At 63.8% G+C, this 18,227-nt stretch carries 15 protein-coding genes; 11 read left to right on the top strand and 4 right to left on the bottom strand.

Features of this window, described 5'->3' with window-relative positions; translation table 11 throughout:
- Window positions 1-184 precede the first annotated feature (184 nt).
- The 9 genes from tcyJ (at window position 185) to ACK56M_RS01375 (ending at window position 9,218) form a co-directional block, all read left to right on the top strand.
- Window positions 185-979: a cystine ABC transporter substrate-binding protein gene (tcyJ, locus tag ACK56M_RS01415; RefSeq protein WP_015268587.1), complete on the top strand. Its 795-nt coding sequence runs from the start codon at window positions 185-187 to the stop codon at window positions 977-979.
- Window positions 976-1,644: a cystine ABC transporter permease gene (tcyL, locus tag ACK56M_RS01410; RefSeq protein ID WP_003255849.1), complete on the top strand. Its 669-nt coding sequence runs from the start codon at window positions 976-978 to the stop codon at window positions 1,642-1,644. Before tcyJ ends, tcyL begins: the two co-directional genes overlap by 4 nt.
- Window positions 1,645-1,646: 2 nt before the next feature.
- Entirely contained in the window at window positions 1,647-2,405 is a 759-nt protein-coding gene (gene tcyN / locus ACK56M_RS01405) for an L-cystine ABC transporter ATP-binding protein TcyN (RefSeq protein WP_013970435.1), read from the top strand.
- Window positions 2,406-2,731: 326 nt separating this feature from the next.
- Entirely contained in the window at window positions 2,732-3,973 is a 1,242-nt protein-coding gene (locus ACK56M_RS01400) for an SfnB family sulfur acquisition oxidoreductase (RefSeq protein ID WP_191472021.1), read from the top strand.
- Between the two features lie 134 nt (window positions 3,974-4,107).
- Window positions 4,108-5,289 carry an SfnB family sulfur acquisition oxidoreductase gene (locus tag ACK56M_RS01395; RefSeq protein WP_411959225.1) on the top strand — a complete coding sequence of 394 codons (1,182 nt, stop codon included), beginning with the start codon at window positions 4,108-4,110 and terminating at the stop codon, window positions 5,287-5,289.
- The gene (locus tag ACK56M_RS01390; protein WP_015268584.1) at window positions 5,289-6,680 is read left to right on the top strand and encodes an LLM class flavin-dependent oxidoreductase; all 1,392 of its coding nucleotides are present in this window, start codon (window positions 5,289-5,291) and stop codon (window positions 6,678-6,680) included. The genes ACK56M_RS01395 and ACK56M_RS01390 overlap by 1 nt, the downstream gene beginning before the upstream one ends.
- Window positions 6,673-7,473 (top strand): MetQ/NlpA family ABC transporter substrate-binding protein, encoded by an 801-nt coding sequence (locus ACK56M_RS01385; protein ID WP_054573381.1) that lies wholly within the window; start codon window positions 6,673-6,675, stop codon window positions 7,471-7,473. The genes ACK56M_RS01390 and ACK56M_RS01385 overlap by 8 nt, the downstream gene beginning before the upstream one ends.
- 1 nt (window position 7,474) lies before the next feature.
- Window positions 7,475-8,584: a methionine ABC transporter ATP-binding protein gene (locus tag ACK56M_RS01380; RefSeq protein ID WP_139657345.1), complete on the top strand. Its 1,110-nt coding sequence runs from the start codon at window positions 7,475-7,477 to the stop codon at window positions 8,582-8,584.
- A complete protein-coding gene (locus ACK56M_RS01375; RefSeq protein WP_008096606.1) occupies window positions 8,574-9,218 on the top strand; it encodes a methionine ABC transporter permease in 645 nt (214 codons plus the stop codon). The genes ACK56M_RS01380 and ACK56M_RS01375 overlap by 11 nt, the downstream gene beginning before the upstream one ends.
- A gap of 92 nt (window positions 9,219-9,310) precedes the next feature.
- Here the strand turns inward: ACK56M_RS01375 and dibA are convergent, their stop codons facing one another.
- A complete protein-coding gene (dibA, locus tag ACK56M_RS01370; RefSeq protein WP_043935215.1) occupies window positions 9,311-11,206 on the bottom strand; it encodes a phosphodiesterase DibA in 1,896 nt (631 codons plus the stop codon).
- Window positions 11,207-11,352: 146 nt separating this feature from the next.
- On the opposite strand from dibA, the gene desA reads away from it, so the two are divergent.
- Together desA and ACK56M_RS01360 are read left to right on the top strand one after the other, a co-directional pair.
- Window positions 11,353-12,537: a delta-9 fatty acid desaturase DesA gene (gene desA / locus ACK56M_RS01365; RefSeq protein WP_411959224.1), complete on the top strand. Its 1,185-nt coding sequence runs from the start codon at window positions 11,353-11,355 to the stop codon at window positions 12,535-12,537.
- Between the two features lie 100 nt (window positions 12,538-12,637).
- Window positions 12,638-13,666 (top strand): GGDEF domain-containing protein, encoded by a 1,029-nt coding sequence (locus ACK56M_RS01360; RefSeq protein WP_137137833.1) that lies wholly within the window; start codon window positions 12,638-12,640, stop codon window positions 13,664-13,666.
- A 115-nt stretch (window positions 13,667-13,781) separates the two neighbouring features.
- Here the strand turns inward: ACK56M_RS01360 and ACK56M_RS01355 are convergent, their stop codons facing one another.
- The 3 genes from ACK56M_RS01355 to gabD all read right to left on the bottom strand — a co-directional run bounded on the left by ACK56M_RS01355 (window position 13,782) and on the right by gabD (window position 18,084).
- A complete protein-coding gene (locus ACK56M_RS01355; protein ID WP_411959223.1) occupies window positions 13,782-15,044 on the bottom strand; it encodes a response regulator in 1,263 nt (420 codons plus the stop codon).
- A 136-nt stretch (window positions 15,045-15,180) separates the two neighbouring features.
- Entirely contained in the window at window positions 15,181-16,458 is a 1,278-nt protein-coding gene (gene gabT / locus ACK56M_RS01350; protein ID WP_015268577.1) for a 4-aminobutyrate--2-oxoglutarate transaminase, read from the bottom strand.
- Between the two features lie 183 nt (window positions 16,459-16,641).
- Window positions 16,642-18,084: an NADP-dependent succinate-semialdehyde dehydrogenase gene (gene gabD / locus ACK56M_RS01345; protein WP_015268576.1), complete on the bottom strand. Its 1,443-nt coding sequence runs from the start codon at window positions 18,082-18,084 to the stop codon at window positions 16,642-16,644.
- Window positions 18,085-18,227 lie beyond the last annotated feature (143 nt).

Here is an 18,227-nt window from a genome sequence, read left to right as displayed (position 1 = left end):
ATCCTGCGCTAAGTCAGGCATAAGCCGCGATGACGGAGCAGGCAACCTCGCCTACCCTCAATGCAGCCAGCACCTGGCAAAAACCAAAAGGAAATAACAAAATAATTTTTTAGTATTTCCTGGCCTAAGCAGCCGACCCTATAGTCGCCACCCACTACTTACACAACAAGCGCGGGGCTCTGAAATGTCGAAATTCGCCAAACCGCTACTCAACGCCAGCCTGGCACTCCTGCTGGGTGCCGGCCTGCTCAGTCAGGCCTTCGCTGGCGAGCAGCTGAAGACCATCCAGGAAAAAGGCGTGATCAACGTCGGCCTCGAAGGCACCTACCCACCGTTCAGCTTCCAGGACGAAAACGGCAAGCTGACCGGCTTCGAAGTGGAACTGTCCGAGCTGCTGGCCAAGGAGCTGGGGGTAAAGGCCAAGGTGCAGCCGACCAAGTGGGACGGCATCCTCGCCGCACTGGAATCCAAGCGCCTGGACGTGGTGATCAACCAGGTGACCATTTCCGAAGAGCGCAAGAAGAAGTACGACTTCTCCGAGCCTTACACCATCTCCGGCATCCAGGCGCTGATCCTGAAGAAGAAGGCCGAGCAGCTGAACATCCACAAGGCCGCAGACCTGGCAGGCAAGAAGGTCGGTGTAGGCCTGGGTACCAACTACGAGCAATGGGTCAAGAAGGACGTGCCGCAAGCCGATGTACGCACCTATGAAGACGACCCGAGCAAATTCGCCGACCTGCGCAACGGCCGTATCGACGCCATCCTGATCGACCGCCTGGCCGCGCTGGAATACGCGCAAAAAGCCAAGGACACCGAACTGGCCGGCGATGCCTTCTCGCGCCTGGAAAGCGGCGTGGCCCTGCGCAAGGGTGAACCGGAACTGCTGGCAGCGATCAATAAGGCGCTGGACAAGCTCAAGGCTGACGGCACGCTGGCCAAGCTGTCCGAGAAATACTTCGGTGCCGATGTCACCAAATGATCGCTGAAAGCCTGCAACTCGTTGTCGACTCCGCGCCCTTCCTGCTGAAGGGCGCGGGCTATACAGTGCTGCTCAGTGTTGGCGGCATGTTCTTCGGCCTGGTGCTGGGCTTTGCCCTGGCACTGATGCGGTTGTCGAAGATATTGCCCCTGAACTGGCTGGCGCGGGTCTACGTGTCGTTCTTCCGCGGCACGCCGCTGCTGGTGCAGCTGTTCGTCATCTACTTCGGCATGCCGCAGATCGGCATCGAACTCGACCCGATCCCGGCTTCGCTGATCGGCCTGTCGCTGAACATGGCCGCCTACATCTGCGAAATCCTGCGCGCGGCGATTTCCTCGATCGACCGTGGCCAGTGGGAAGCTGCAGCCAGTATCGGCATGACCCGCGTCCAGGCCATGCGCCGGGCGATCCTGCCCCAGGCCTTGCGCACCGCACTGCCGCCGTTGGGCAACAGCTTCATCTCGCTGGTCAAGGACACTGCCCTGGCGGCAACCATCCAGGTGCCCGAGCTGTTCCGCCAGGCCCAGCTGATCACCGCACGCACCTTCGAAGTGTTCACCATGTACGTGGCGGTGGCGGTCATCTACTGGGTGTTGTGCAGCATCCTCGCGCACTTCCAGAACCGCATGGAAGCGCGAGTCAACCAGCATGACCAGGAGCATTGAGCATGATTGAAGTCAAAGGCCTGACCAAGCGGTTCAAAGGCCAGACCGTGCTCAACGGTATCGACCTGACAGTACAACCCGGCGAAGTGGTGGCCATCATCGGCCCCAGCGGCTCGGGCAAGACAACCTTCCTGCGTTGCCTGAACCTGCTGGAAACACCCGATGCCGGGCAGATCCAGATTGGCGATATCAGCATCGACGCCAACCGCCCGCTGGGTGGGCAGCAAAGTGCGATTCGCCGCTTGCGCCAGCAGGCCGGGTTCGTGTTCCAGAACTTCAACCTGTTCCCTCATCGCACCGCCCTGGAAAACGTGATCGAGGGGCCGGTGATCGTCAAGAAGACACCCCGCGAGCAGGCGATCGAACTGGGCCGGCGCCTGCTGGCCAAGGTCGGCCTGGCCGGCAAGGAAGACGCCTACCCGCGGCGCCTGTCCGGTGGCCAGCAACAACGGGTGGCCATCGCCCGCGCCTTGGCCATGGAGCCGGAGGTGATCCTGTTCGACGAGCCGACCTCGGCGCTGGACCCCGAACTGGTGGGTGAAGTGCTGGCGACCATCCGCGGCCTGGCCGAGGAGAAGCGCACCATGATCATCGTTACCCACGAGATGAGCTTTGCCCGCGATGTGGCGAACCGGGTGATCTTCTTCGACAAGGGCGTGATCGTTGAGCAGGGCGAGGCCAAGGCGCTGTTTGCGGCGCCGAAGGAAGAGCGTACCCGGCAGTTCTTGCGCAAGTTCCTGGGGACTGCTGCCTCCGAGTAAACCTGCACTGGCCCTATCGCCGGCAAGCCAGCTCCCACAGATACCCCACAGTAATCAAGACCTGTGGCGTCCTGTGGGAGCTGGCTTGCCGGCGATAGGGCCAGTACATCCACAGCAAATCCCTCCTTCTATATATATTCCAAAGAGTTAGTTCATAAACTTTTTATAAAGCATTAGGGTATATAAACCGGACCACCGGACCAGCACACATCTGTCGCGATCAGCTGTTAGCGACATAATTCATTTGTGAGGTCAGGAATGGTCAGGATCACGATCACCCCAGTGCGGAACGCCAGGGCATTGAGTGCAGCCAAGGAGCGGTACTGATGTCCAGCCAACCCGATACCCAATTCCACAGCGATCTCGACAGCTCGCCCCTGCTGCTGCCGGCCAAGGTTCTACGCAACGACACCGAAGCCCTGCAAGCAGCCCGCGAACTGGCCGAGGTCGCCCGCGAGCAGGCCGCCCGCCGCGACCAGCAACGCAAACTGCCATGGGCCGAGATCGAACTGTTCACCCGCAGCGGCCTTGGCAGCATCAGCGTACCCAAGGCACATGGCGGCCCGGAGGTGTCGTTCGAGACCGTGGCTGAAGTGTTCCGCCTCATCAGCGCCTCCGACCCGGCCCTGGGGCAGATCCCGCAGAACCAGTTCGGCATGCTGCAACTGTTGCGCCTGACTGCCACCGAGGCGCAGCAGGCGGTGATCTTCCGCAGCGTGCTCGATGGCTGGCGCATCGGCAATGCCGGCCCCGAACGCGGCACCAAGGACACCCTGACCCTCAAGGCCAGGATCACCCGCGTCGGCGACAGCTATCGCATCAGCGGCGAGAAGTTCTATTCCACCGGCGCCCTGTTCGCCCACTGGGTGGCGGTCAAGGCACTGGACGACGAAGGTCGCCAGCGCCTGGCATTCGTCCGCCGAGGCAGCCCGGGGCTGCGCATCGTCGATGACTGGTCCGGTTTCGGGCAGCGCACCACTGCAAGCGGCACCGTGCTACTCGACCAGGTCCCGGTGGATGCCGACCTGGTGATCGACAACTGGCGCCAGCGCGACATTCCCAACATCCAGGGCGCTGCCTCGCAGCTGATCCAGGCGGCGATCGATGCTGGCATTGCCGAAGCAGCGATCGAGGACGCCATCAGCTTCGTGCGCGAAAAGGCCCGGCCATGGATCGAAGCCAAGGTCGACCGCGCCAGCGACGACCCTTACGTAATCGCCGACATCGGCCGCCTGAAGCTCGAGCTGCACGCCGCCGAAGCCCTGCTGCGCAAGGCCGCGCGGGTCCTCGACGAGGTCAACGCCGAGCCGATCGATGCAGCAAGCGCAGCGCGGGCCTCGATCGCGGTGGCCGAGGCCAAGGTGCTGACTACCGAGATTGCCCTGCAGGCCAGCGAAAAGCTGTTCGAGCTGGCCGGCAGCCGCGCCACCCTCGCCGAGTTCAACCTCGACCGCCACTGGCGCAATGCCCGGGTGCACACCCTGCATGACCCTGTGCGCTGGAAGTACCACGCAGTTGGCGCTTACCACCTCAACGGCACCTTGCCTGCACGGCATTCCTGGATCTGATTTAAGGGCCTTGGGGCTGCTTTGCAGCCCATCGCGACACAAGGCCGCTCCTACAAGGGATCGCGTACCTCCTGTAGGAGCGGCCTTGTGTCGCGATGGGCCGCAGAGCGGCCCCGAGGCCCCGGAGAAACACCATGACTACAAACATCATCACCAGCGACACCCAGGCCCTGAAAGTTGCCGAAGAAGTCGCCCGACACCTGCGCCGCGACAGCGCCCTGCGCGACCGCGAGCGCCGTCTGCCGCACGCCGAACTGGAACTGTTCACTCGCTCCGGCCTGTGGGCCATCAGCGTACCCAAGGCCTTCGGCGGCGCCGGCGTGTCCAACATCACCCTGGCCAAGGTAATCGCCCGCATCGCCCAGGCCGACGGCTCGCTAGGGCAGATCCCGCAAAACCATTTCTACGGCCTGGAAGTCCTGCGGGTAAACGGCACACCCGAACAGCAACAGCGCTTGTACGCCGAAGTACTGGCGGGCAACCGCTTCGGCAACGCCCTGGCCGAACTGGGCACCAAGACCGCCAACGACCGCACCACGCGCCTGTCCCGCGACGGCGATGGTTTTCGCATCAACGGCCGCAAGTTCTACTCCACCGGCGCCATATACGCCCAGCGCATTCCCACTTCGGTGGTCGATGAGCAGGGCGTGCAGCACCTGGCCTTCGTCCCGGCCGACAGCCAGGGCCTGCAGGTGATCGACGACTGGAGCGGCTTCGGCCAGCGCACCACCGGCAGCGGCTCGGTGGTGTTCGATAACGTGTATGTCAGTGCCGCCGACGTGGTGCCGTTCCAGAGCGCCTTCGAACGCCCCACCCCGGTCGGCCCGCTGGCGCAGATCCTTCATGCCGCCATCGACACCGGCATCGCCCGCGCCGCATACGAAGATGCCCTGCACTTCGTGCGCACCCGCAGCCGCCCCTGGGTCGACTCCGGCCTGGACAAGGCCAGCGATGACCCGCTTACGCTGAAGAGTTTCGGCAATCTGGCGATCCGTCTGCACGCCGCCGAAGCCTTGCTGGAGCGCGCGGGCGAATATCTGGACCGCGCCCGCGACGACAGCACTGCCGAAAACGTGGCCGCCGCGTCCATCGCGGTGGCCGAGGCCCGCGCCATCAGCACCGAGATTTCCCTCGCGGCCGGCACCACCCTGTTCGAACTGGGCGGCAGCCAGGCCACACTGGCCGAACACAACCTTGACCGCCACTGGCGCAACGCCCGCGTGCACACCCTGCACGACCCGGTGCGCTGGAAGTACCACGCCATCGGCAACTACTACCTCAATGATGCCAACCCACCACGCCGGGGGACCATCTGATGGCCAAGCAGATCCTGCTCAATGCTTTCAACATGAATTGCATCGGGCACATCAACCACGGCCTGTGGACCCACCCACGGGACACCTCGACCCAGTACAAGACCCTGGACTACTGGACCAGTCTGGCGCGGCTGCTGGAGCGCGGCTTGTTCGACGGGCTTTTCATCGCCGACATCGTCGGCACCTACGACATCTACGGCCAGTCGCTGGACGTCACCCTCAAGGAGTCGATCCAGCTGCCGGTCAACGACCCGCTGCTGCTGGTCTCGGCCATGGCCGCCGTCACCCGCCACCTGGGCTTCGGCCTTACCGCCAACCTCACCTACGAAGCGCCGTACCTGTTCGCTCGCCGCCTTTCCACCCTGGACCACCTGAGCCATGGCCGAGTGGGCTGGAACATCGTCACCGGCTACCTCGACAGCGCCGCCCGGGCCATGGGCCTGGCGCAGCAACCCGAGCATGACCGCCGCTACGACCAGGCCGACGAGTACCTGCAGGTGCTGTACAAGCTGCTGGAAGGCAGCTGGGCTGAAGATGCCGTGGTCGCCGACCGCCAGCAGCGCGTCTATGCCAGGCCCGACAGGGTGCGCAAGGTCAACCACCAGGGCGAGTTCTACAAGGTCGACGGCTACCACCTGTGCGAACCCTCACCGCAGCGTACACCGGTACTGTTCCAGGCCGGCAGCTCGCAGCGTGGCCTGGCCTTCGCCGGCAACCATGCCGAATGCGTGTTCATCAGTGGCCAGGACAAGGCCGCCACCCGCGCCCAGGTCGACAAGGTGCGCGCCGCCGCCCAAGCCGCTGGCCGCGACCCGCAAGCGGTCAAGGTGTTCATGGGCATCACGGTGATCGTCGCCGCCACCGAGCAGCAGGCCCAGGCCAAGCATGCCGAGTACCTGCGCCATGCCAGCGCCGAGGCCGGGGTCGCGCACTTCGCAGCGTCCACCGGCATCGACTTCGCCGCCTACGCCCTGGACGAGCCGATTGCCTTCAGCCAGGGCAACGCCATCCAGTCGGCCACGCGCCAGTTGCAGGACAACGTCTGGACCCGCCGGCGCCTGCTGCAGCAGCACGCCCTGGGTGGCCGTTACGTGACCCTGGTCGGCGCGCCCGAGCAGGTGGCCGAACAGCTGATCGCCTGGGTCGATGAAACCGGTCTGGACGGTTTCAACCTGACCCGCACCGTAACCCCGGAAAGCTTCGAGGACTTCATCGACCTGGTCATCCCGCAGTTGCAACAGCGTGGCCGCTACAAGACCGCCTATGCCGAAGGCACCCTGCGCGAAAAACTGTTCCAGGCCGACCACCCGCATTTGCCCGCCGACCACCCTGGCTCGGCCTACCGCTTTACCTCTACCCCTGCCCCGACTGGAGCCCTGCACCATGCTTGATAAATTGTTCCGGCCCGTCGCGGCCATTGCCCTCTCCCTCGGTCTGTCCGCCAGCGCGCTGGCTGCCGAACCGCTGAAGATCGGCACCACCTCGGCCTTTGCCATCCCGCTGGAAGCCGCAGTGGAAGAAGCGCACAAGCAAGGCCTTGAAGTGAAGCTGGTCGAGTTCAGCGACTGGATCGCACCCAATGTCAGCCTCAATAGCGGCGACATCGACGTGAACTACTTCCAGCACATCCCGTTCCTGGAAAACGCCAAGGCAGCCGCAGGCTTCAACCTGGTGCCCTACGCCCCGGGCATCATCAACAACGTCGGCCTGTACTCGAAAAAGTACAAGAGCTTCGCCGACCTGCCCGAAGGCGCCAGCGTGGCCATCGCCAACGACCCGATCAACAGCGGCCGTGGCCTGCAGCTGCTGGCCAAGGCCGGGCTGATCACCCTCAAGCCGGGGGTCGGCTACAAGGCCACCGAGGACGATATCGTCGCCAACCCGAAAAAACTGAAAATCCTTCAGGTCGAGGCCGTACAGCTGGTTCGCGCCTATGACGACGCCGACCTGGTGCAGGGCTACCCGGCCTACATCCGCCTGGCCAACAGCTTCGACGCCGGCTCCGCACTGCTGTTCGACGGCCTGGAGAACAAGGAGTACGTGATCCAGTTCGTCATTCGACCGCAAAGCAAGGACGACCCACGCCTGGCCAAGTTCGTCGACATCTACCAGCACTCGCCAGTGGTGCGCGCAGCCTTGGACAAAGCCCACGGCAAGCTCTACCAGGCCGGTTGGGAGGGCTGACATGAGCCAGGCCAGCGCGCTGCGGGCGCCCACCACACAACCACTGCCGCCAACGGCCAGGGAGCAGGCCCTGCGCCCGGAGGTCAATGAAGCCCATGTGCGCTTCATCGGCCTGGGCAAGACCTACCCGGGCCAGGCGCAACCGGCCTTGCAAGGCATCGACCTGAACATCTGCCATGGCGAGATCTTCGGCATCATCGGCCGCAGCGGCGCCGGCAAGTCATCGCTGCTGCGCACCATCAACCGCCTGGAGCAACCCAGCCAGGGCCGGGTGCTGATCGACCAGGTGGACATCGCGCCCTTCGACGAGGACCACCTGGTAGCCCTGCGCCGGCGTATCGGCATGATCTTCCAGCACTTCAACCTGATGTCGGCCAAGACCGTGTGGCAGAACGTCGAGCTGCCCCTCAAGGTGGCCGGCGTGGCCAAGGCGGAGCGCCAGCGCAAGGTACGCGAACTGCTTGAGCTGGTGGGCCTGCGGGAAAAGCACCACGTGTACCCGGCGCAGCTGTCCGGCGGGCAGAAGCAGCGCGTGGGCATTGCCAGGGCGTTGGTGCATGACCCCGAGATCCTGCTGTGCGACGAGGCCACCTCGGCGCTGGACCCGGAGACCACTGCTTCCATTCTCGAACTGCTGCGCGACATCAACCAGCGCCTGGGCCTGACCATCGTGCTGATCACCCACGAGATGGCGGTAATCCGCGATATCTGCCACCGGGTGGTGGTGCTTGAATGTGGAGAAGTGGTCGAGCAGGGTGAGGTCTGGCGGGTGTTTGGCTCACCACGCCACGAAGTCACCCGTACCCTGCTGGCACCGTTGCAAGCCAGGTTGCCAGCCGCGCTGCAAGCCAGCCTGCGGGCCAACCCGGCAAGCCGCGACAGTGCCGTGGTGCTGAGGCTGACCCTGCTCGGCGAGCCCGAACTGTCTGCCCTGTTCAACGACCTTGGCGGCCGCGTACGCCTGCTGCAGGGTGGTGTGGAAACCATTGGCGAGCATGCCCTGGGGCAGCTGATCCTGTCGGTGCAGCACTCACCGCACGACACCCATCAATTGCTGGAGCGCGCCCGCCGCTGGGCTGAGGACGTGGAGGTACTGGGCCATGTGGTTTGATCGCCTGCTGGAAGGTTTGCTCGATACCCTGCTGATGGTCGGTGTGTCGTCGCTGATCGCCCTGCTGGTGGGGGTACCGATGGCGGTGCTGCTGGTCACCAGCGACAAGGGCGGGATCTTCGAGGCGCCGCTGCTGAACCGGGTGCTGGGTGCATTCGTCAACCTGTTCCGCTCGATCCCGTTCCTGATCCTGATGGTCGCGCTGATCCCCTTCACCCGCTTGGTAGTGGGTACCACGTATGGCGTGTGGGCGGCAGTGGTGCCACTGACCATTGCCGCCACTCCGTTCTTCGCGCGGATTGCCGAGGTCAGCCTGCGCGAAGTCGACCACGGCCTGGTGGAGGCTGCACAAGCCATGGGCTGCCGGCGCTGGCACATCGTCTGGCACGTGCTGCTGCCAGAGGCGCTGCCGGGAATTGTCGGGGGCTTCACCATCACCCTGGTGACCCTGATCAACTCCTCGGCCATGGCCGGAGCGATCGGTGCCGGGGGACTGGGGGACATCGCCTACCGCTATGGCTACCAGCGCTTCGACAGCCAGATCATGCTGACCGTGATTGCCATGCTGGTGGCGTTGGTGGCGTTGATCCAACTGGGTGGAGACCGGTTGGCGAAAGGCTTGAACAAGCGCTGAATTTTTCGCGGGCACGCCCGCTCCCACAGGTACTGCACAGGGCTTGAATACAACGATATCCCTGTGGAGCGGGCATGCCCGCGAAGGGGCCTTCAACCCCAGCACAAATCCCCGGCAGGCACCGGCCGCCCGAACCAGTACCCCTGCCCAAGCTGACACTGCTCATGCAGCAGGAAGCTGGCCTGCTCGGCCTGCTCGATGCCCTCTGCATGCACTTGCATACCCATGCTGCGGGCCAGGGCGATGATCACCCGGACGATCGCGATATCGTCCTCATCCAGCGGCAACCCGGCAACGAAGCCTTGGTCGATCTTCAGCTTCTGCACCGGCAAGCGCTTGAGCCGCAGCAGCGATGAATAACCGGTGCCAAAGTCGTCGATAGCCAAGGTCACCCCCAGCTCGCGCAGGCGATGCAACTGCTCCAGCGCCACCTCCGGGTCCTCCATCACTGCGCTCTCGGTCACCTCCAGCTCCAGCAAGGCCGGGGCCAGGCCGGTGTCGTCCAGCACCTCGGCCACCTGCTGGTACAGCTCGTGCTGGCCAAACAGGCGGCTGGAAATGTTCACCGCCACGAATGCCAACTGCCGCCCTTCACCCTGCCATCGCACCATCTGCCGACACGCCTGGCGTAGTACCCAGGCGTCGATCTCGGCAATCAGCCCGGTACGCTCGGCAATCGGGATGAATTCGCCCGGTGGAACCAGGCCGCGCTCAGGGTGCTGCCAACGCACCAAGGCTTCGACGCCGACCTGGCGGCCGGTCGCCAGGTCGTGCACCGGCTGGTAGAACACCCGCAGCTCGTCCTGCTCCAAGGCTCGGCGCAGCTCGCCGGCGGTTTCGACCCGGTGTTGGGCGTGAGCGGTCAGTTCTTCGGTGTACAGCGCATAGCAGGCCCGCCCGTTGCTCTTGGCCTTGTACAACGCCGAGTCGGCATTGCGCAGCAACTGCTCGGCACTCAAGGCATCGCTGGGGAACAGGCTGATGCCCACGCTGACGCTGATGAACAGGCGGTGACCGTCGAACTGGAACGGCTCGCGCATGCGCTCGATGATGCCCTGCGCCAGCTTGCCCGCCTGGCCAACCTCATGGCAGTTTTCCGCCAGCACGCCAAATTCGTCGCCCCCCAGGCGCGCCAGGGTCACGCCGCTGCGCAGCACCTCTGCCAGGCGCTCGCCCACCAGCTTCAGCAACTGGTCGCCAATGGTGTGGCCAAGGCCGTCGTTGATGCTCTGGAAATGGTCCAGGTCCAGCAACAGCAGGGCACAACCACGCTTGTTGGCCTGGGCTGCGGCCAGCGCCTGCTCGACCCGGTCGTTGAACAGCAGGCGGTTGGGCAGGTCGGTCAGCGGGTCGTGGTGAGCCAGGTAGGCCAGTTCCTGTTCAGAATGCTTGATCGCGCTGATGTCGCTGAACACCGCCACGTAATGGCTGAGCTCGCCTTGATCGTCGCGGATGGCGCAAATGGTCTGCCATTGCGGGTAGATTTCACCGCTCTTGCGCCGATTCCATATTTCGCCGCTCCACTCGCCCTTTTCCGCCAGAGTGGCGAAGATCTGCTGGTAGAACGCCAGGCCATGGCGGCCCGACTTGAACTTGTTCGGGCGCTGGCCGATGACCTCGTCCTGCTGGTAGCCGGTGATACGCATGAAGGCACGGTTGACGTGCACGATCAGGCCATGGCGGTCTGTCACCAGCACGCCTTCGAGGGTGCTGTCGAACACTGCCGCAGCCATGCGCAGGCGTTCACGGTCTTCACCACGCATACGCGCGCCAACACCGATGAAGTCGAGCAGCCGCACCCGCGACACATAGATCAGAAAGGCGCTGAGCAGCACCCAGACCACCACGTTGATCTGCCGGCCCACGGTCAGTGCCAGGGGGTCGTCGGTCATGCCGTGCAACACCACCTCGGCCAGCGTCAGCCAGAGGATCGAGAGCACCACATACAGCGCGGCCATGCGCAAGGCGTCGCGAACGGAAACAGACATGTCGGGTGCAATTGCCCATGAAAAATGATGGGGCATTATAAAGGCTGAAACATGTCGTGACTTCCTATCTGAACGGGTAACTGTATTTATTTCCTGCCCAAGGGATAATCAGCCCCTCCTCCTGCATTCCGAGGGTATTTACACCTATGTGGTACAACGGCCTGCTCGACTTCTCGGCCTGGCAACTGGTCGGCATTACACTGTTGATGACCCACGTGACCATCGTCAGCGTCACGGTCTACCTGCACCGCTACTCCGCGCACCGGGCCCTGGAGCTCAATGGCGCGCTCAAGCACTTCTTCCGTTTCTGGCTGTGGCTGACCACGGCGCAGAACACCCGCGAATGGACCGCCGTCCACCGCAAGCACCACGCCAAATGCGAAACCCCCGACGACCCGCACAGCCCGCTGTACAAGGGCCTGGGCACGGTGCTGCGCAAGGGTGCCGAGCTTTACCGGGAAGAGGCGCGCAACCCTGAAACCCTGCGCATCTATGGCAAGAACTGCCCGGACGACTGGATCGAGCGCAACCTCTACTCGCGCTACAAGCTGGGCGGCATCGCGCTGATGGCGGTAATCGACCTGCTGCTGTTCGGCACCATCGGCATCACCATCTGGGCAGTGCAGATGATGTGGATTCCGTTCTGGGCCGCCGGCGTGGTCAACGGCCTGGGCCACGCTCTCGGCTACCGCAACTTCGAGTGCCGCGACGCCGCGACCAACCTGGTGCCGTGGGGCATCGTCATCGGTGGCGAAGAGCTGCACAACAACCACCACACCTACCCCAACTCGGCCAAGCTGTCGGTCAAGCGCTGGGAGTTCGACATGGGTTGGGCGTGGATCCGCCTGTTCTGCCTGCTGCGCCTGGCCAAGGTACAGCGCGTGGCGCCCATCGCCCACCGGGTGGCAGGCAAGGCCAGCCTGGACATGGACACCGCCATGGCCATCCTCAACAACCGCTTCCAGATCATGGCCCAGTACCGCAAGCTGGTGATCGGCCCGCTGGTCAAGGAGGAGCTGGCCCGCGTCGATGCTTCGCTGCGCCATCACTTCCGCCGCGCCAAGCGCCTGTTGTCGCGCGAGACCAGCCTGCTGGAAGACCGTCACCATGTGCGCATCGAGTCGATGCTCGCCCACAGCCAGGCGCTGAAGACCATCTACGAAAAACGCCTGGCCCTGCAGCAGATCTGGGCGCGCACCAGCGCCAACGGCCACGACATGCTGGCCGCCATGAAGGACTGGGTACATGAGGCGGAAACCAGCGGCATCCACGCCCTGCGGGACTTCGCGGCACAGCTGAAGACGTACTCCCTGCGCCCGACCGGCGCCTGACCGCCGTTGATCGGCACGCCCCTTTGGCTGGGCGTGCCGCCCGGAACTTCGCCCTCTCGTTTACACTCATATCTGGCACATCGCCCGCGTGGCGGGCCAGATGCTGGCCGCACGCTTTCACGCCGAGATCTGCTCCGTGCACATGGCCAAGAACATTCCGACGACACTGCCCGGCACCCCGCCTCCGGAAGCCGCCCAGACCTTGCTTGCGCTACTCCACGCCCAAGGCGAGGTTGCCCGCCTGAGCGAGCGCGAACAGCTGTTCAGCTCGCTGCTCGATAGCGTCAATGCGGTGCTATGGGCCTTCGACTGGGAAACCCGTCAGGTGCTTTACGTCAGCCCCGCCTACGAACGCATCTTCGGCCGCTCGGCCAGCCTGGTGCTGGCCGACTACAACGAGTGGCGAGACAGCATCTACCCCGACGACCTGGAGTTCGCCGAACGCAGCCTGGCCCAGGTACTGCTCAAGGGCTCGGTGGAAGACCGCGAGTACCGCATCCTCAATGCCGACGGCCAGTTGCGCTGGCTGAGCGACAAGTGCTACATCAACCAGCAACGCGATGGCGACCGGGTGATCATCGTCGGCATCGCAGAAGACATCACCGAGAAGAAGCAGCTCGAAGGTGAACTGCATCGCCTGGCCACCACCGACGTGCTGACCCAGAGCAGCAACCGCCGGCACTTTTTCGAATGCGCCCAGCAAGCCTTCGACAGCGCCCGCGAAGACGGTACACCACTGGCCTTCCTGCTGCTGGACATCGACGACTTCAAGCGCATCAACGACAGCTACGGTCACCAGGAAGGCGACCAGGTGTTGCAGCAGATCGCCGACAGCGGCAAGGCCGTGCTACGCCGAGGTGACCTGTTCGGGCGCATTGGTGGCGAGGAGTTCGCGGCAGTGTTCCCCGGCTGTAGTGCCCAGGTCGCGGAGCAGATTGCCGAGCGCTTGCAGCGGCAGATCCAGCGGCTGAGCTTCAGCCATGGGGAGCAGACCTACGGGGTGACGGTGAGCCAGGGGGTGACCGGGCTGACTGACGAGGATGTGGCGCTGGACAGCCTGTATGCCCGGGCCGATGCGGCGATGTACCAGGCCAAGCGCCAGGGCAAGAACCAGATCGTCCGCGGCTGAGCCTTGGGGGGGGCTTTGCCCCCCTATCGCGACACAAGGCCGCTCCTACCGGCAACCGCGTACCCGTGTAGGAGCGGCCTTGTGTCGCGATGGGCCGCAAAGCGGCCCCAAGACCTCAGCCCGAAACTTCACCCTCAGCTAAAGGCGGTTCTTCCTGCTGCGGCTTCACCTCCGGGTTCTCCACCTTACGCAACCGCCTCAGCTCCGGCAGGCCAAGCTTGAGCAGGCGCGCGGTCTTGCTGCTGGCCACCTTATCCAGCCCCTGCTCGGCCGACAGCCGCGACAACTGCCCGGCCAGGTTCATGGCCAGGATCTCCCGCGAGTACACCCCGCCGCCCAGCTGGTAGATCGCCGCGATCAACTCTCGCAACCCCAGCGGCAACCGCCAGCGCGTACGCAGCGCCGAGCCGAACGCCGCACCGAACTCATTGAGCGACAGCTGCACCTGATCCTCATCCAGCTCGCCCCCGGCCAGCCGCCACTCCTGCAGGCAGCGCAGCACCGCCAGGTCGCCCAGGCAATGCAGCAACCCCGCGCAATAACAACGCCCTTCGTCCAGCTCGAGCATGCGTGCCAAGGTGCGGCCATATTCGGCAGCGTGCAGCGACAACTCCCAGTAGCGGGAAGCATGCTCCGCCAGCAGCGGGTCGCTGAGGCGAGCGCTGCGCTTGAGGGTCATGCCCAGGATCAGGTTCATGCTCTGGGTGCTGCCAAGCTTGTTCAAGGCCTGCAGCAGCGTCTGCACTGGTGCTTCGCGGTGCAGCGCTGCGCTGTTGGCCGCCGCAATCAGCACAGCGGTGATCTGCGGGTCGCCCTGCACTTCCTCTTCGAGCACTCTCAGGTTCAGGCCCTGGGGGTTTAGCGCGCGCTTGATCGCCACCTGCACATCGGCCAGCAGCGGCCCGCCATCGGCGGTAGCGCGACGCTGCTCGAGGTAGGCCGGCAGGCTGGCACCTGGCTGCAAGGCCGGCACCGGGCAGGCGATTTCTTCGCCAACCGCCAGCAGCAGCTCTTCCAGGCGCTTGCGAAGAGTTTCCAGGTTCAGCGGCTTGCTCAGGTAGGCAGTAGGGTGCAGGGGCAACGCCTCATGCACACTGGCACTGTCAATGCGGTTGCTCATGAGGATGAACGGCAACCTCGAGTCTTTCGCGCGTACCTTGCGCAACAGGTCGAGCCCATCGACACCTGCCAGTTCGCGCGCGGCAATGATCAGGTCGGGCTTGCTCGACAGCGCGCTCAAGGCCTGCGAGCCGTCGGCGCAGAGCTGCAGGCGGGCATCACAGCGCACGCTCAGCAGCATTTCGCTGAGCATGTCACGTACCCAGGGGTCGCCCTCGACAATAAGTACGCTTGGTGGGGTGGGGTCTGCAGCGTTCATCGCCAACTCCTGAATAGCCCTGCCACACAGTCCGTCGCAGCTTCCTGAGCAAATCCTCCGACAACGATAGCGCCCCAAGGCTTTCCTGGGCACAAAAAAAACCCGCCGAAGCGGGTTTTTTCTGAAGCAGGTCACATCAGGCGATTTCAGCGAAGCACTCTTCGATGATAGCCAGGCCTTTGTCCAGCAGAGCATCTTCTGCGGTCAGCGGAACCAGGATACGCAGAACGTTGCCGTAGGTACCGCAGGACAGCAGGATCAGGCCCTTCTCGCGAGCCTTGGCGACAACCTGGCCAACGGCAGCTGCGTTCGGGGTGTGAGTGCCTTTCTCGAAGACTTCGACAGCGATCATCGAGCCCAGACCACGGACGTCGCCGATGATCGGGTACTTCTTCTGGATTTCGCGCAGGCCGGTGGTCAGGCGCTCACCCACAGCTTTGCTGCGGTCCAGCAGTTTCTCTTCTTCGAACACTTCGATCACGGCCAGGGCCGCGGCGCAAGCGATCGGCGAACCGGCGTAGGTACCACCCAGGCCGCCAGGAGCGATGGCGTCCATGTATTCGGCCTTGCCGCACACACCGGCCAGCGGGAAGCCGCCAGCGATGGATTTGGCGAAGGTGGTCAGGTCAGGCGCAACGCCCATCTGTTCCATGGCGAAGAAGGTGCCAGTACGGCCAGCGCCGGTCTGTACTTCGTCGGCGATGAGCAGGATGCCGTGCTGGTCGCACAGGGCGCGCAGGCGCTTCATCAGCTCTTTCGGCGCTGGCAGGAAGCCGCCTTCGCCTTGTACCGGCTCGAGGATGATCGCGGCGATGTCGCGCGGCTCGGCGTCGTTCTTGAAGATGCGCTCGACCGAGGCGATGGCGTCGTCAACGCTGATACCGTGCAGTTCGCTAGGGAACAGAGCGCGGAAGATGCCACCTGGCATCAGGCCCATGCCAGCGGAGTACGGCACGACCTTGCCGGTCAGGCCCAGGGTCATCATGGTACGGCCGTGGTAGCCGCCGGTGAAGGCGATTACGCCAGCGCGGCCAGTGGCGGCACGGGCGATCTTGACGGCGTTTTCAACGGCTTCGGAGCCGGTGGTGACCAGCAGGGTCTTCTTGTCGAAGTCGCCTGGGACCAGCTTGTTGATCTTTTCGCACAGCTCTACATAGGGTTCGTAGGCCAGCACCTGGAAGCAGGTGTGGCTGACCTTGGTCAGCTGGTCTTGCACGGCCGCAACCACTTTCGGGTGCAGGTGGCCGGTGTTCAGTACTGCGATGCCGCCGGCGAAGTCGATCAGTTCGCGGCCTTCAACGTCGATCACGGTCGAGTTCTTCGCGGTATCGACGAAGATCGGGTGGATCTGGCCAACGCCACGTGGGACGGCGGCGACACGACGTTGCATCAAGGATTCGTTGGTCTTGCTCATAATGCCCTCATTGCGCCGGTCTGGAGTGGCGCTTTTATTCGGGGGTGGCTGGGAGTGCTCGCGAACAGTATTCGTTGATCGACTGCCGTGAACGCCCTGGCCACCAGGTACTGCGATGTAAAAAAGGCCAGCGAGACGTCGCTCTCGCGCCCCGCTGGCAGAGGTAAAGCCTTTACCGTGCTATCAGACGCTGATGCACAGGTATTTGATTTCGAGGTAGTCCTCGATACCGTACTTGGAACCTTCGCGGCCCAGGCCCGAAGCCTTGATGCCACCGAACGGTGCCACTTCATTGGAGATCAGGCCGGTGTTGATACCTACCATGCCGTATTCCAGGGCTTCGGCAACACGGAACACACGGCTCATGTCGCGGGCGTAGAAGTACGAGGCCAGGCCGAACTCGGTGTCGTTGGACATGGCGATCACTTCGGCCTCGTCCTTGAAGCGGAACAGCGGCGCCAGCGGGCCGAAGGTCTCTTCCTTGGCGACGGCAGCGGTCTTCGGTACGTCGACCAGAATGGTCGGCTCGAAGAAGTTGCCTTCGATGATCTTGCCACCGGACAGTACCTTGGCGCCTTTGCCAACCGCGTCTTCGATGTGTTCCTGGACCTTGGCGACAGCCTTGCCGTCGATCAGCGGGCCAGTGGTGGTGCCTTCTTCCAGGCCGTTACCGATCTTCAGCTTGGCAACAGCGGCGGCCAGCTTCTGGGCGAACGCGTCGTAGACGCCGTCCTGCACGTAGATACGGTTGGCGCAGACGCAGGTCTGGCCGTTGTTGCGGTACTTGGAGATGATCGCGCCCTCGACCGCCTTGTCCAGGTCGGCGTCGTCGAACACGATGAACGGGGCGTTGCCACCCAGCTCCAGGGAAACCTTCTTGATGTCCTTGGCGCATTCTTCCATCAGCTGGCGACCGATTTCGGTCGAGCCGGTGAAGGACAGCTTGCGGACCAGGGAGTTGCCGGTCAGTTCACCGCCAACTTCGCCAGCGCTGCCGGTAACCACGCTCAGCACGCCAGCCGGGATGCCGGCACGGTGGGCCAGCTCGACCAGGGCCAGGGCGGAGTATGGGGTCTGCGAGGCAGGCTTGAGCACCATGGTGCAGCCGGCGGCCAGGGCCGGGCCGGCTTTACGGGTGATCATGGCGGCCGGGAAGTTCCACGGGGTGATGGCCGCGGTAACACCGATTGGCTGCTTGATGACGATCAGGCGCTTGTCTGGCTGGTGGCCCGGGATGGTGTCACCGTAGACACGCTTGGCTTCCTCGGCGAACCACTCGATGAACGAGGCAGCATAGGCGATTTCGCCCTTGGCTTCGGCCAGCGGCTTGCCTTGTTCGGTGGTCATCAGGCGAGCCAGGTCGTCCTGGTTCTCGATCATCAGTTCGAACCAGCGACGCAGCTTGGCCGAACGCTCCTTGGCGGTCAGGGCACGCCAGGCCGGCAGAGCCTTGTCGGCGGCTTCGATGGCGCGGCGGGTTTCCGCGGTGCCCATCTTCGGCACGGTACCGATGACTTCACCAGTGGCCGGGTTGGTGACCTTGATGGTCTGGCCGTTGTCCGCATCCAGCCACTCACCATTGATGTAGGCTTGCTGGCGGAACAACTGAGCGTCTTTGAGCTGCATGTCGGCTTCCCGAATTGTTGATTGTTGAAAAGCGCCCAAGGCAGGGCATCGAGCGTTTGAAATCTCAAACGAATGCTAAGCGGCTGCTGGGGTGTTGGACAATAGGCTGTTCGAAAAAAAGAACGAATGGTTGAACACCCTGG

It is taken from the genome of Pseudomonas sp. s4 (assembly GCF_046764235.1).
GTDB lineage: Bacteria > Pseudomonadota > Gammaproteobacteria > Pseudomonadales > Pseudomonadaceae > Aquipseudomonas > Aquipseudomonas asiatica.
Note: the sequence above shows the minus strand (reverse complement) of the source record. Positions and strands in the feature narration are given on the sequence as shown.

Bases quoted from the DNA above. Each gene is read 5' to 3' on its own strand.
- ACK56M_RS01375 (WP_008096606.1), top strand. From the start codon at position 8,574: ATGTGGTTTGATCGCCTGCTGGAAGGTTTGCTCGATACCCTGCTGATG.
- ACK56M_RS01400 (WP_191472021.1), top strand. From the start codon at position 2,732: ATGTCCAGCCAACCCGATACCCAATTCCACAGCGATCTCGACAGCTCG.
- ACK56M_RS01395 (WP_411959225.1), top strand. From the start codon at position 4,108: ATGACTACAAACATCATCACCAGCGACACCCAGGCCCTGAAAGTTGCC.
- ACK56M_RS01355 (WP_411959223.1), bottom strand. From the start codon at position 15,044: ATGAACGCTGCAGACCCCACCCCACCAAGCGTACTTATTGTCGAGGGC.
- tcyN (WP_013970435.1), top strand. From the start codon at position 1,647: ATGATTGAAGTCAAAGGCCTGACCAAGCGGTTCAAAGGCCAGACCGTG.
- ACK56M_RS01385 (WP_054573381.1), top strand. From the start codon at position 6,673: ATGCTTGATAAATTGTTCCGGCCCGTCGCGGCCATTGCCCTCTCCCTC.
- desA (WP_411959224.1), top strand. From the start codon at position 11,353: ATGTGGTACAACGGCCTGCTCGACTTCTCGGCCTGGCAACTGGTCGGC.
- ACK56M_RS01380 (WP_139657345.1), top strand. From the start codon at position 7,475: ATGAGCCAGGCCAGCGCGCTGCGGGCGCCCACCACACAACCACTGCCG.
- tcyL (WP_003255849.1), top strand. From the start codon at position 976: ATGATCGCTGAAAGCCTGCAACTCGTTGTCGACTCCGCGCCCTTCCTG.
- dibA (WP_043935215.1), bottom strand. From the start codon at position 11,206: ATGTCTGTTTCCGTTCGCGACGCCTTGCGCATGGCCGCGCTGTATGTG.
- gabT (WP_015268577.1), bottom strand. From the start codon at position 16,458: ATGAGCAAGACCAACGAATCCTTGATGCAACGTCGTGTCGCCGCCGTC.
- ACK56M_RS01390 (WP_015268584.1), top strand. From the start codon at position 5,289: ATGGCCAAGCAGATCCTGCTCAATGCTTTCAACATGAATTGCATCGGG.
- tcyJ (WP_015268587.1), top strand. From the start codon at position 185: ATGTCGAAATTCGCCAAACCGCTACTCAACGCCAGCCTGGCACTCCTG.
- ACK56M_RS01360 (WP_137137833.1), top strand. From the start codon at position 12,638: ATGCTGGCCGCACGCTTTCACGCCGAGATCTGCTCCGTGCACATGGCC.
- gabD (WP_015268576.1), bottom strand. From the start codon at position 18,084: ATGCAGCTCAAAGACGCTCAGTTGTTCCGCCAGCAAGCCTACATCAAT.